This is a genomic window from Streptomyces sp. NPDC001933 (genome assembly GCF_042890955.1).
GTDB lineage: Bacteria > Actinomycetota > Actinomycetes > Streptomycetales > Streptomycetaceae > Streptomyces.
In genome coordinates, this window is the sequence record NZ_JBIASS010000035.1 from 34,617 (window position 1) to 48,380 (window position 13,764).

The 13,764-nt window shown below is 66.6% G+C and carries 6 protein-coding genes and 4 pseudogenes; 6 read left to right on the plus strand and 4 right to left on the minus strand.

Annotated elements, in window-relative coordinates:
- The first annotated feature begins 446 nt into the window (after positions 1-446).
- Together ACFYY7_RS41045 and ACFYY7_RS41050 are read left to right on the plus strand one after the other, a co-directional pair.
- Entirely contained in the window at positions 447-791 is a 345-nt protein-coding gene (locus tag ACFYY7_RS41045) for a hypothetical protein (protein ID WP_388670170.1), read from the plus strand.
- Between the two features lie 7 nt (positions 792-798).
- Positions 799-2,484, plus strand: a complete 1,686-nt coding sequence (locus ACFYY7_RS41050; protein ID WP_388670173.1) for a protein kinase — start codon at positions 799-801, stop codon at positions 2,482-2,484.
- Between the two features lie 70 nt (positions 2,485-2,554).
- Here ACFYY7_RS41050 and ACFYY7_RS41055 read toward each other — a convergent pair whose 3' ends face one another.
- The gene (locus ACFYY7_RS41055) at positions 2,555-3,616 is read right to left on the minus strand and encodes an IS630 family transposase (RefSeq protein ID WP_388670176.1); all 1,062 of its coding nucleotides are present in this window, start codon (positions 3,614-3,616) and stop codon (positions 2,555-2,557) included.
- A gap of 158 nt (positions 3,617-3,774) precedes the next feature.
- Here ACFYY7_RS41055 and ACFYY7_RS41060 point away from each other — a divergent pair, with 158 nt between their 5' ends.
- Positions 3,775-8,355, plus strand: a complete 4,581-nt coding sequence (locus ACFYY7_RS41060) for a hypothetical protein (protein WP_388670179.1) — start codon at positions 3,775-3,777, stop codon at positions 8,353-8,355.
- A complete protein-coding gene (locus ACFYY7_RS41065; RefSeq protein ID WP_388670182.1) occupies positions 8,352-9,218 on the plus strand; it encodes a serine peptidase in 867 nt (288 codons plus the stop codon). The genes ACFYY7_RS41060 and ACFYY7_RS41065 overlap by 4 nt, the downstream gene beginning before the upstream one ends.
- Positions 9,219-9,265: 47 nt before the next feature.
- On the opposite strand, the pseudogene ACFYY7_RS41070 reads toward ACFYY7_RS41065, so the two are convergent.
- Positions 9,266-9,403, minus strand: a pseudogene (locus tag ACFYY7_RS41070) (IS5/IS1182 family transposase); the annotation flags it as partial.
- A gap of 5 nt (positions 9,404-9,408) precedes the next feature.
- On the opposite strand from ACFYY7_RS41070, the pseudogene ACFYY7_RS41075 reads away from it, so the two are divergent.
- A pseudogene (locus tag ACFYY7_RS41075) lies at positions 9,409-9,570 on the plus strand (RNA-directed DNA polymerase); the annotation flags it as partial.
- An 82-nt stretch (positions 9,571-9,652) separates the two neighbouring features.
- Here the strand turns inward: ACFYY7_RS41075 and ACFYY7_RS41080 are convergent.
- On the minus strand, positions 9,653-11,179 hold the full coding sequence (locus ACFYY7_RS41080) for a hypothetical protein (protein ID WP_388670185.1): 1,527 nt from the start codon (positions 11,177-11,179) through the stop codon (positions 9,653-9,655).
- A gap of 74 nt (positions 11,180-11,253) precedes the next feature.
- Positions 11,254-11,985 (minus strand): annotated as a pseudogene (locus tag ACFYY7_RS41085) (IS5 family transposase).
- A 231-nt stretch (positions 11,986-12,216) separates the two neighbouring features.
- Between ACFYY7_RS41085 and ACFYY7_RS41090 the strand changes: the two are divergent.
- Positions 12,217-13,661: pseudogene (locus ACFYY7_RS41090) on the plus strand (NF041680 family putative transposase).
- Positions 13,662-13,764: the final 103 nt, after the last annotated feature.

The window sequence follows — 13,764 nt, forward strand, 5'->3', positions numbered from 1 at the left end:
CATCCTCAGATCATGACTACCGATGACATTGACGTGGAGGACGACCGCGAGCGGCAACGGCATGCGCGATCGTCCACGACGCCGATGTCGAAGCCGGCCCAGCGCGCACAGGCTGTGGACACTGCTGCTAGAGGGACGACGAGTCGGCGCCCACGAGGCTCGCGCAGTTTTCTCGTACCTCCTCGAAGGTCTCCGAGAGCAGGCCCGCCGCCTGCCCATCGCAGGACACAGCACTCCCCAGGAAGCCCTGCGCGCCGAACTCGTCCTCGACGTTGCCCTACCCTGAGCGGACCTGAACAGTCCACTTGCCGTGGTAACCGATGCTGGTCACGACGCTCCAGACGCAGCTGCACCATGCCCCGCCTCGGCCCCAAGTCCGGCAGCTCTATCATGGATCGCCAGTCCGCACCCGTAACAGACGGGGACTGAGGGGGAGGGGCCTGGGCATGCCGGAGTACCGCATTTCCGTGAATGGGGACTCACCTGGACGAGACTTGCGTCAACTCACGCAGTGGCTCCGCCAGGACACGACGACCAGGACTGGGGCAACCATCGTCCTCCAGTCTGCGCAGCCTGCCGAGGACCAGATGGGAGGGGCCCTCGAAGTCATCGCGTTGGTCACTCAGTCCGGCTTTTCGACGGCCGGCCTGGCGCTGGCGATTTCTTCCTGGCGCCGGACCCGGCCGTCGACGCCGGTCGTTACCATCGAGCGCGACGACGTACGGGTGACGGTGGATTCCGGTGACCCAGCCGACGTTGCTCGGATCGTCCGGGCACTGGAGAGCGAGTAGCCGCCAGATGCCGCTCCCCCGCCCGGAATCCTCGCGGGTGGTCCTCATCGGTGTCGCGGACTACGACCACCTGCCGCCTCTCCCGGCCATCCGGAACAACCTTGCAGCACTCGCCGACTTCTTCACCTCAGCACCAGGCTGGGGCCTGCCGTCGGAGCACTGCACCGTCGTCACCGACCCCAGCCAGTCATTCGAATTCATCGACCCCGTGCGACGGGCAGCCGCCGAAGCCACCGACACCCTGCTCGTCTACTACAGCGGACACGGCCATCTCGACGACGAGTTGCGGTACTCGGTCTCGGTCACCGGCTCGCGGCAAGACGAGCCGTGGACCTGCCTGCCATACGCATGGCTGAAGTCCGTGCTGATCCAAACCCGGGCGGAACGCCGGGTGGTGATCCTCGACAGCTGCTTCAGCGGGCAAGCTCACGGGCTGATGGCCGACGCGGCAGACGCTCTACGGGGGCAAGTGGCGACCAGGGGAGCAGTGGTCATCAGCTCCGCCCGCCACGACCTACCCGCACTCGCACCGATCGGCGAGACCTACACCGCCTTCACCGGTGAACTACTCCAGGTCCTCACCCATGGCATCGCGGGCGGGCCAGCAGAAATCAGCATCGACGCCGCCTACGCTCACGTCAAAACAGCCTTGGCTGCCCAGGGCCGCCCCACACCTGACCGCACAGGCACCGACACCTCCGGCACCCTGGTCATCGCCCGCAACCATAAGTTCCGGCCACCTACCCCCGCAGCTGCCTCGCGGCCCGCTCCTGGGACACATCTACAGGCGCTGGCCAGCCGACTGCTCCTGCGGTCGGCGGATGCCCGAAGCGCTAGAACCGCTGCCCGACGCTATGTGGAGCCGACCCCGGTCGGCGAGCGCTACGAGGTGCTCCACCCCATCGGGAGGGGAGGCATGGGAACCGTGCATGTGGCTTATGACCGTCTCCTGGACCGACAGGTCGCATTGAAATCGATCCAGCTACATGGGCAAGAAGAACCCATCGAAGGGCAGGTCTTCTGGAACGAAGTGCGGGTCGCGGCCGGGCTGAGTCACCCGAACGTGGCGGCGATCCACGACGTGGTCGAGGGCAAGACCGGGCGGTTCTTCGTGATGGAGCTCGTCCCGGGCATCGACCTGTCAACCGCGCTCAATGAGGACAGGCCACTGTCGCCCGACGAAGCGGCAGAAGCCGTTCACGACGCACTATCCGGGTTGGAGGCCGCCCACCAGGTTGGGGTAGTTCACTGCGACGTCAAGCCAGCCAACATCATGCTGACGCCGAATGGCAAGGTCAAGATCCTCGACTTCGGGCTCTCTCACGTCATCGCGGAGGAAGGGCGAGGACCCCTGCATCAGGGCAACGGGACCATTGTGGGTACAGCCAACTACATGGCGCCCGAAAGCATCCGCGGCCAACTCCCCACCACTTCCGTCGACATCTACGGAGCAGGGGTCGTGTTCTACGAACTGTGTACTGGCCAGGTGCCGTTCCCTGCCAGCAGCGCCTTCGAAGTGATGTCGCGCCAGATGTACGAGGTGGCAACGCCCCCAGGGCAGATCCGCCCAGGGCTGCCGCCCGCGTATCAGGTGATCATCATGCGGGCCCTTGAGCGTGATCCACAGGAGCGATATGGAAGTGCCACCGAGATGCGAGCCGCGATAGCTGCTGCCCTCTACGGCACAAACTGACCGCTACGCGCTGATCCTTCGCAACTGGGCGTTACCTTCATGGCCAGTGGCAGGTCATGCCAGTTATTGATCAGAAACTCAAAGGGTTCTCGTCCAGGACGTAGCGGACGTGCGGGCCGCCGAAGTAGCCGCGGACGATGTGTGGTTGACGCTGGCGTCTATGGAAGAACCTGCGGGTTTCGGCGGCGAGTTCGGTCTGGTTCCTGGCCCGGTGGGTGTGGGGCAGGCTGCGTTTGAGGTCGGCGTTGACCAGCTCGTCGGGGTTCAGCTCGGGTGAGTACGAAGGCAGGAAGTGCAGCTCGATCTGGTCCTTGTGGCCGGCGAGCCAGGCCCGGACGGTCTTCGAGCGGTGGGCCGAATGCCGGTCGACGATCAGGTGGATCTTCCGGTCGAAGTGCCCGACGAGCCGGGCGAGGAAGCGGCACATGACCTTCGCGTCGAACGACTCGGTGAAGACCATGAAGTGCATCCGGCCGCGGGTGCTGATCGCGGACATTGCGTTCACGGAGAACCGGTTCCCAGTCCGGCGGACGATGGGAGTCGTGCCCTTGGCACCCCAGGTGCGGCCGGTGACCTGGTCCGAGCGGATCCCGACCTGGTCGCCGAAGAGAACCTCGGCGTTCTCCGCCTTCGCCCTGGCCCGGATCGCCGGCCAGGTCTCCTCGTGCCAGAGGCGGACGGCTTCCGGATCCTGCTCGACCGCCCGCTTGTCCGGACGCTGGAAGGTCAGTCCCCAACGCTTGAGGTACTTGCCCACCCCGGGCTCGGTAAAGCGGACCCGGTACAGCTTGAAGATCAGCTCGCCTATCTGCCCCCGGGTCCACAGTTGACCCGAATGCCCCAGGTCGGAGGGGATGTGATCGAGCACAGCCTGCCGCACGGCGGCCTGCTCGGCCTCCGACAGGACCTGATGCTCACCCACGCGACGACCCCGCGCGCGGGAGAGCAGTGCGCCCCGCCCGCCGGCCTGCCACTTCGCCCACCAGTTGTCCACGGCCCTGACCGACACCTTGAACAGGGCGGCAACCTCTACCCGGTCCCGGCCCTCCACCAGCGCGGACACTGCCAGCAACCGCACGGCCTCCTGCGCGTCCGGCGACCAGGCCCGCGCATCCCCCACCAGATCACTCACACACCGTCAACGAGCCTGAACCCAAAGCGTTTCGGATCAATAGGAGGTACTTTTAGCCGCCTAAAGCAACAACAAGTACCCTTTGTCATCCAATCGAGGCATTAGACAGTAAACCCAGCCATTTCTCCTTCTCTGACAGTGAATCTAGTCGCGAGGGGGTGACCAGCCTCGGTCCCGATAGTCTGGAGACTGAAGCGTACGGGCACGGGGGGATGATGATTCGAGCACTTCTGCTCGGGGTTGGGGCCTTTGAGAACGCGGTCGACGGCGAATGGAGCCCCACGTCGGAGGGGCTGGCTCCGCTGCCGTCGGTTGAACCGCAGGTGCGTGAACTCGCTGCGGTGCTCTCGCGTTTCGATGGACTGAGTGTCAGTGGCCCGGTGATCGACGCGGACCGGGGCAGCGTTGAGGAGAGCTGGCGGAAACTGCGGCACGATTCGGCAGAGCGGCCACGTATCGTTCATTTTGCCGGTCACGGGGTCCCCCGTGGCCGGGTCTTGTACCTGGCCACGGGGGACAGCCGTCCGATCGACCTCCCGGAGTCAGCGATCGACGTCGGCCGATGGCTGAATGAGGTCGAGCACGGCTTCGACCAGTCTCCCGTCCTACTGCTGCTCGATGTTTGCGGTGCAGGGGCAGCGACGGACTACCAGCTGTTCCAGGACGTTCCCGAGGGGGAGCGAAGGACCTGGGTGATTGCTGCCTGCACGGCGGACGAGAGCGCTTTCGACGCACAGTTCACCAAGGCTACGGCCCAAGCGCTGGAGCGTCTCCGCTTGGGGCACTGGGACATCTCTCCGGCTCTGTCCCACGTACCGGTGGAGGCTGTCGCCGACGAGATCGCGCGGGAGCTGATCCGCCTCGGTGGGGGGTATCCGCAGACCGTGATGCACTCTCCGCGCCGCGCCGCCTCGCTGCCGGTGCCGGAATTCTTCGCCAACCCAGCCTTCAGCACCGATGGCTGGCAGCGGCTTCGAAGCCGGCTCCGGTTTGCAGTTCGGGAACTAGCGGCGGAGTTCGACCCCGGCCTTGACCCAGTGCACTTCCTCACCCGGGCGTCCGGCCGTCTGGACGAAGCCGCTGCGATGACGGGTTGCCTGTTCACCGGTCGGACACGTGAGCTAGCCCTGATTCGATCCTGGTTGGCGAGCGACGACCCCCTGCTGTTGGTCACCGGAAGCCCTGGGGCCGGAAAGTCGGCGCTTCTGGGGGTGACGGTCTTCCTGTCGCACTACCAACTTGCCGAGCTGAGTACCGTGCTGGTTGGCCGCATTCCTGCTCAGTACCGCCCAGAGCGTCGGTACCCGACGCTTGTCGCGGTCCATGCCCGGCACCGAGGCGTGGACGAGGTAATCGCTTCGATGGTGGTTCAACTGACTCCTGAGGATGCGGAGCCGGCCGCCGCTAGCAGTGGACAAGCTCTAGACGAGCTCAAACGCATCGCCCTGAACCTGCCGGAACCGGTGATGCTCATCCTCGATGCCGTTGACGAGGCATTGGAGAGTGACCGTATCGTCGGCGATCTGCTACCTGACCTCCTGCGTACGCTCCGCTCTGACGGCCGCCCCGCGTTCCGGGCACTCGTGGGAATGCGGCCGCCACAAACGGACGAGCACGGGTTCCGCGAGAGGATCGGCGCCCGCAGGATGGTGCTCAACCTGGACATCTCTTCCAGCATCGAGGAACTCGCGAACGACCTCACGACCTACATCGCAGACATCCTGTACAGCACACCCGGTTACAGCGACCAGGTCCTTCGTGAGTCCGTAGCCCATTCAGTTGCCGGCGCGATCGCCCACAGCCGCGATCGCAGCACCTTCCTCGTCGCAGCACTCTTCGCCGACTTCCTGCGGACCGGGATACCCCTGAGTCCTGCCGAGGCGGTCGCCCGGCTACCGCAGAGCCTGCCGGACCTGCTCGAACTGCACCTGCAGGCCACCTTGGACAGCGACCCGTGGATGCGGCATTTGATGGTGGGGCTGGCACAAGCACGGGGCCAGGGCATGCCGCTGGAGCTTGTGGCCGCAGCGGCCACCGCTGTGGCCAGGGCTACGGGGCAGGAATTTCCCCCTCTGGCCCCAGGTGAGGCACGCGAGAAGCTGGCTATCATCCGCTTTTATCTGCGGACGAATATCGACACGGACGGACGTCAGCTCTACCGGTTCTTCCACGAGGCAATCACCGAACACTTCCGTGAAGTTGGAACCGAACTCGACGGGTTCGCCGACGCCCTCTTCCACGAGCTACTCTCGACCGTCCCTGGATGGTGGACCGCTCAGGGACCTCGGTGGGACCTCGCCGCACCGTATCTGATGCGACATCTCATGGAGCATGCCGTCGCTGTGCCGGGCGGAGCTGCAGTCGACCAGTTGTTCCTGGACCCGGAGTACCTGGTCCGCGCCGACCACAACAGCGTTTGGGGAGCGGTTCACAGGGCGAAAGCCCCCACAGCGCGGCGGGCCGGAGCCGCGTACCAGAAGGCGTTCGGTCGTGGCGGCCTCTTCGGCCAGGACGGATTGCTAGAGACACGGCGTGCAAGGCTTCAGCAGAGCCTTGTGACCTACCGGGCGACCGGACTGGCGCGCCATCTCCAGGACGAACAGGCTGTGCTCTGCACGCGCTGGAGTACGGGCATGTCTGAGGAATCCCTGCTGCATGTCATCAGCAAGGACAAGTTGGGCACCACGGTGTCAGCCCTTGCCCTGGGAGTTGTCAATCGACGGCCCCTCGCTGTGTTAGGCGGCACCGACGGCTCCCTCCAAGCGTGGGACATCACGCCGGGCCGCACCGGCCCGGTGCTCCGGTATTCCTCGGCCCTCCGGACGGACAAGGATGCCATCACGCAGATGGTGATCGTGGGTCTGGAGGAGCGGATGGTCGTTGCCTTGGTGACTGACCAGAACGCTCTCCGGTTACATGATCTCGCAACGGGTGCGATCGTTGCCGACGTGCACCTCGACGGCGCGATGGTCTCCGCCCTGGCGGTCGTCGGCACCGGAGAGGAAACCGTCCTTGTAGTTGGTCGGGTCAATGGCGACATCAACCGGATCGGCCTGCTGGGTGAGTCATTCGGCAAGACCCTCGACACCGTCGATGCCGGGGACACTGCCATCTGCTCGTTGCTCGGAGTGGAGTCCGAAGACGGTTCCCTCGCAATCCACTACATTTGCGCCAAACCTCAAGATGACAAACCGAGGGTGCTGCGCAAACTGGACGGGCAGCCCGTATGCCTCACATCGGTCGGCGGCCTCCAAGCCGTGCGGATCCAGCGCACCGGCGCGTCGGCCCCGCTGTTCTCCCTTGTCGCCTACACCCCTGGCATGTACGCGGTCCGGGTGAACGGTGAGACCGTCCAGGTCGTCACAGGACCGGAGGACAGGGGGCTGACGCTAGGGGACGTCCGCCGCGTCGACCGCTATTGGCTGGCGCTGACTGCCCATCGCGACGGCAACATGCGGGTGTGGGACCTCGACGTCTGCCCACGATCCGGTCACGGCCAGAACCGCTGGTGCCCCGCCACAATCCTCGGCACCATCCGGCTCGGCGGTTCGGAGCTTACCCTCAGCGCCGAACTCGCGTCTGGCGAGATCAAAGCCTGGGCCCTGAGCAGCGGCGCGGAGTGTCACGAACTGACCGACCTGGGCGAGCTCAGCCATGCCACTACCGTGACAGCCGGCGATGCGTCCTACGTCGTCGCGGTGACCACGGAGAACGAGCTCGACACCTGGAACATCCGTGAGGATGTCCTAGAATCGACAGTCCACCTGCCCACCCAGCCCACCGCGTTGGCCGCTATGCCGCACGGCGATTCGGTGTGGGCTTTTGTAGGCAACACCGACGGCGATATCCATGTGTGGGACACGAGGAAGGAGTCGTTCTCTCACGTCCTCGCCGGCGTCGAGGGATCGGTCACGGAGTTGGTCGCGGGCGATATCGACGGCGAGTCTCTCCTGATCAGCGTCCACAACGAACGCAAGGTCTGTCTCTGGTCCCTGGCTGACAGCACCCTGCGGCAAACGATCACACTGGACCGGATCGGAGCGATCACGATGCAAGGCGGGCGCCTGTTCGCCGCCGAGCAATCGTCGGACGACGACCAGGTGGGGATCTGGGACCTTGCGACGGCCTCGCTCGTGGGCTCCGTCCCCGTGGCTGGCCCGCGGGTGATGGCTGTCAGCCAAGTGAACGGCAGGCCGGTGCTCTTGGCCGCTGTCAGCGAGACGGAGGTCCAGGCGTGGGATGCCGAATCCGGCGATCCACTCGGATCTCCGACCCCAGTACCAGATCAAGTCCACACGATCGCTCCCTACGAGGGCGGCGTGCTGGTAGGCAGCAAGGCCGGCCATGTCACAGCCCTCGGCTGGACCTGCTCCACAGTCACGCCGGCGCTCCGCCCGACACGGCCGGCCGTCCATGTCTCGCACGTCCTGGCTTGGCTACCGGGCGAACTGCTATGTGGCGATGCCCGGGCAGATGGATGGGAGTTGTACAGCGTTGATGAATGGGAGGGAGGACTGCCGCCCTCCTTCGGCCTGGTCTACGACCGCCCCGTCACTGCGACAATGGCCGTACTTCACGAGGCTCTCGTCGACGTACTGGCGCACGACGGATTTGAGGTCGTACGGCTGGAGGCGCACTGGTACGAGATCAGCCGGGTCGATGGCGTGACCACCGGCGGCCCGTGGCGGTTCCCGGCGTACTCCGTTCATTGCCACTCGAAGGAAGGACCAGAGCAGTGACGATCGTCGCAGTGCACGGCATAGGCAACCACCTGAGCGGCCGCTCACCGGAACGGTCGGCCATCGAACTGGCAGGGCAGTGGCAACTCAAACTTCAGCAGGGGTTCTCGGCCGCCGGACTGGACGCCCGCCCACTCCCTGCCCTGCACGTCGCGTACTACGCTCACCACACCCGCGCCGCAGAGCGGCAGACTGTCGTGCCGGATGCGCTCGCCCTTGATGAACGAGAACAGTCCATTGTCATCGCCTGGGCGCTGGCCCTAGGCGCACCCACGCTCCAGGAACGGCAGGGACTGATTACTGCACCACTGCGGCAGGTTCTGTCCTGGGTTTCCCGACGCCGCAACGTCCCCATCGGGACGGTCATCCGGCTCGCCGTCCAACTGGCAGGGGAGGTCCACCGCTACCTCCATGTTCCACAGGTACGGGCTGCCGCCCGATCCGCCGTGGCGGAGTCGATCCGACGGGTACGCCCTCGTGTGGTGCTGGCGCACTCCCTCGGCTCTGTCGTCGCGTACGAAGCCCTCCATGCTTACCCGGAACTGAACGTGGACTGCTTCGTAACCCTGGGCTCTCCCCTTGGCCTGCCCGGCGGGATTTTCGATCACCTCGTGCCTGCACCCATCGCCGAACGGGGTGCCCGGCCTGCCGGGGTCCGCTACTGGGTGAACCTCGCTGATACAGGTGACCTGGTGGCCATCCCCCGTCGACTCGGCGACCGATTCCCCGTTGACCAACACGCCGACACTCCAATTGGCCGCATCGACTTCCACACCTTCGGAGCGTACTTGTCCTCTCCGCTCACCGCTGCGGCAATCACACCCTTCGTCCACAACCAGACAATCCCGGACCAGATCACCTGAGACTTTCGGCAGTCTGCGGCTTAGAGGCCGCGCGGATAGGGATCCGGTCATGGTCGGTGGTTCGGGCGTTCGTCCCAGCGGTGAGTCGTCGATGCCTGCCGGATCAGACTACGCACGGTGATGATCACGTCGGCGAGGTCGAAGGATGCCTTGATGACGGTGGTGCGCCGCTCGTAGCAGCGGGCGGGGAGACTGCTTCGGCAGCCTGGATCACGAGGTGCTGCTCGCAAGTCTGGAGGAGAGAATCCACGATGGATGATTTCTGCGGCTGATCCGGTAGATGCTCAAGGCCGGGTATTTGGAGGACGGGCGGTGGAACGCCACGCTCAGCGGTGCACAGCAGGGAGGCGTGATCCTGCTGCCGGAACAGGCCGACTACCTGGTCTGCCGCGCACACGGCTTCCTGGCGGACCGCCCGCCCGCCATGCCCGTCCTCAGTTGACCTCCCGCACTCTCGCAGCGGTCCGCTCGGCGAGCTCGCGGACGCCGTTCGCGGCGTTCCCCGAGAGCTCGCCGAATACGGCGTCGGCGGCCGCGAGGAGGGCACGGGTCTCCTCGGGGCGGCCCGCGTCGGCCAGGGCGAGGGTGAGCCGGTAGTGCTCCTCGGCGATGAAGCGGCCGAGGTTGACCCGCTGCCAGTGGAGCAGTGAGTCGTCGCCCGGGGTGGCCAGGGCGTCGCGCACGGCGGCCAGGCTGTCCGCCGCCTGCGGCAACCGGCCCGCCTCCCGCTCGAGGCGGGCCAGGGTGTACCCGGCCGAGGCCCGGTCCCATGCCGTCTCCTGAAGGGCGGCGTACAGGCGCTGGGCGCGCAGCGCCTGGGGAAGGTCGCCGAGTTCCTCGAAGTCCCGGGCGAGCCAGTCCAGCGGATCCGTGGCCAGGCTGCGGGGCACCTCGGGGCGGCGGAGTCTGCTCTGGTCCATGAAGATGCTGTCGAGTTCGCGGATCAGCGTCACCCGCGCGAGGTCCGTCATCCCCTGGTCCCGCGCCAGGTCGGTCCATGTGGAGACCGGCTCGTCCGACGGGTCCGTCCCGAACATCGACTCGTCGAGCTCCCGCGCCCACTGTTGCAACTCGTCCGCGCTTGCACCCGGTTCCGGTATTTCGCTCAAGCCGCACGCCGTGTCGAAGTCCGTCTTCCGGACCTCAAGCAGCAGCGGCAGATCTCCGGTGTCCCCGGCCAGCCCCACCAGCACGGCCGCGAGCCGCAGTTCGTCCGTCATCGACGACCGCGTCTCGTGCCGCAGCAGATGCCGCAGCAGCTCCAGATCGCCCTCGGCGCGGTCGAACTGCGCGGCCCGCAGGGTGATCCGGCGCCGCACCGGGTCCTCGGCGGCTTCACGCCATGCCGTGCAGTCGCCCTCCCGCAACCGGGCGAGATCGGCGCGGCCCGCCGCGAGCACCGGCTCCCACAGCGGGGGACCGGCCGGGCCTATCCGGTCGTACGCACACCCCTCATCCGCATTGAGCAGTACGAACTCCGGCTCGGTGCGCAGCAGCGCGGCACGCAGCCTGCCCACCAGCTCGACCGGGGAGCGATTCGGGAAGCCCAGCGCCGCCCGGAGCTCGGCACGCTCGTCGTCGATTCCGTAGTGCTCACGGATCTCGTCCTCGGTCTCCGCGACGCACGCCAGGATCTTCTCCTCGCTGTCGTCCGAGGACAGACGTGTGTAGCCGCGCCAGCCGGGCAGGCCGATCACGAGCTCAAGGGCCTCGTCGACACTGGAGCCGATGATCCCCGCGGCGCCCTCCGAGTCGGCGTAGAGCACCGAGCCGTCCGCGCACACGAAGTACGTACCGCCGGTATCGTCCCCGGCTACTGTCTCCAGCGGCCCACCCGAGGCGAGGCGGACCTCCTCGACATGGCCGTGGGCGGCGCGGTCCAGGTCGAAGCCGAAGGGGAAGGCGGCCAGTTCGGCCAGGCGGCGGTCCTGCCGCAGCAGCCATAGCGCGTGATCGGTCATGTCACAGAAAGTAACACCGTGCACTGACAACGAACTCGCGGCCCCTGTAGGAGGCCGTGCGGATAGGGATGCGGTCATGGTCGGTGGTTCGGGCGTTCGTCCCAGCGGTGGGTCGTCCATGCCTGCCGGATCAGACTACGCACGGTGATGATCGTGTCGGCGAGGTCGAAGAATGCGTCGATGACGGTGGTGCGCCGCTCGTAGCAGCGGGCGAGCCGGTGGAAGGCGTTCTGCCAGGCGTGGGTGCGTTCGACATGTCAACGCTGACTGGCCTGGATGGGCGCCTTCGCGCCCTTGCGCGCGATGCGTCCGTGCAGGCCGCGTTCGCTGAGCAGTGCGCGGGTCTTGTCCGAGTCGTAGCCGGCGTCCAGGTGCACGGTGATGTCGTCGGGTAACGGTCCGAGGTCGTCCAGGCGGTCCAGGGTCGGTGCGAGCAACGGGGAGTCGTGGCGGTTGGCACCGGCCAGGACACGCCCCAGTGGAATGCCGTACCCGTCCGTCATGCCCGAGCGTTTGAGGCCCTGTTTGCCGCGGTCGACCGGTGAACGTCCGGCGGCTTCGCCGCCTCCGGGGGCCTTGGTGATGGAGCCGTCGACCGCGATCTGGTTGAGAACGAGACCAACGATCCGGTCGTAGGAGTCGAGCGCGATCTGCTTGAGCTGGGCGAAGACGCCGAGTCGTATCCACTCGTCGCGGCGGCATCGGATCGTGGTGGCCGAGCATGGGTGGTACTCCGGCCTCTCGGGCAGCAGCGCAGCGAATTGGTCCCAGAGCGGTTCGGTCAGCCATGATGGCAGCGCGGGCACAGGCCCTCCATGTGATCACAGAGCGTAGACAACTCCATGATCACCGGGACCTGTGCCCGTTCTGTTGCCGGTATCCCCAACCGCGCCTATCCGCGCGGTCTCTAAGCTTGACGTTTAACGTCGCAGGTCACCCGACCTGCTGACCTGCGGTTCTTTCCGGGACAGCGGAGGCGGCCGTTCTCCACGCTTCGAGATGTCGAGTCACGAAGTACAAGAGAACGGCCGCTGTGTATGAGTCTGTCTGCCGATGCGCCGACAGGCCAGGCGTTGGACGTGTTGTCCCGCTTTCGGGTCGAGTTCTACGAATGCCTCTACGCCCGTGCCGATGCGCTCTTCGAGCTCACCGACGCGGTGCTGTGTGCGGACGGGCCGGTGAAGACGCTGGTCGAGTTGTCGCTGGCGGCCGAGCACCGGCGTGGGCACGGAGCCCTGTACGCCGCTTTGGATCGGGGCTGGCTGGAGCCGACGCGGTTGCGCCGGACCCTGGCCGGCCTGCCGCTGCCAAGGGCGGCCGACGGGCGGATCGTGCTGGCCGTGGACGTGTCCAACTGGCTCCGCCCCGATGCCCCGACCAGCGACGAGAAGCTGTTCTGCCACGTCTACGGACGCGGTGACCGCAAGACGGACCAGTTCGTGCCAGGCTGGCCGTACTCCTTCGTTGCCGCTCTGGAAGCGGGCCGCACCTCCTGGGTGGCGATGCTGGACGCCGTGCGCCTGGGCCCCGCGGACGACGCGACCGCTGTCACCGCCACCAAACTACGCGATGTTGTCGGGCGGTTGATGCAGGCCGGGCACTGGAATCCGGGCGATCCCGAGATCCTGATCGTGATGGACTCCGGCTACGACGTCACCTACCTCTCCCACGCCCTGGGGGATCTGCCGGTGGTGCTGGTCGGGCGTCTGCACTCGGACCGCGTCATGCTCCGTGACCCGGGCCCCGCGTGTTCCGGGCCCAAGGGCGGCCGCCCGCGCCGACACGGCGGCGTACTCACCTTCAGCAAGCCCGAGAGCTGGCACCAGCCCGAGGTCACCACAACTACGGACACCACCCGCTACGGCAAGGCCGAGGCGATGGCTGGGACCGGATGCACCCCCGACTCACCCACCGCGGCCCCTGGCTGAAGCACACCAAGGAGGAACTTCCCATCCTCCACGGCACGTTGATCCGGCTGAAGGTCGAGCGCCTGCCTGGCGACCGCGACCCGAAACCGGTCTGGCTGTGGTGTTCGGCGACCGGCGCCACCGGCACGGATGTCGACCGCTGGTGGCAGTCGTTCCTCCGCCGCTTCGACCTGGAGCACACCTTCCGGCTGATGAAGCAGACGCTCGGCTGGACCGCCCCGAAGGTCCGCCACGCGGACACCGCCGACCTGTGGACCTGGCTCGTCATCGCCGCCCACACCCAGCTCCGCCTCGCCCGACCTCTCGCCGAAGACCTCCGCCGCCCCTGGGAACGCCGCACCGAACCACGACGCCTCACCCCCGCCCGCGTCCGCCGCGGGTTTCGCAACCTCCGACCGACCGCGGCCCGTCCGGCAGCCGCACCGAAACCGTCCCGCCCCGGCCCCGGGCGGCCGCCCGGCTCGAAGAACAAACACCGCGCCAAGCGCCACGACGTCGGCAAGACCGTCAAACGCGCCGAGACCATCAAGGAACACGAAGCCCGCCGAGGATAAACGCCAAGCTAAGTGGTCAACGTCGGAAGTCCTTCGGGGGTTGATCATGTGGTTGGCTGCGCGGAGGATTCTTCCTGGTGATCGGCGGTGTGTCGGTCGAGCC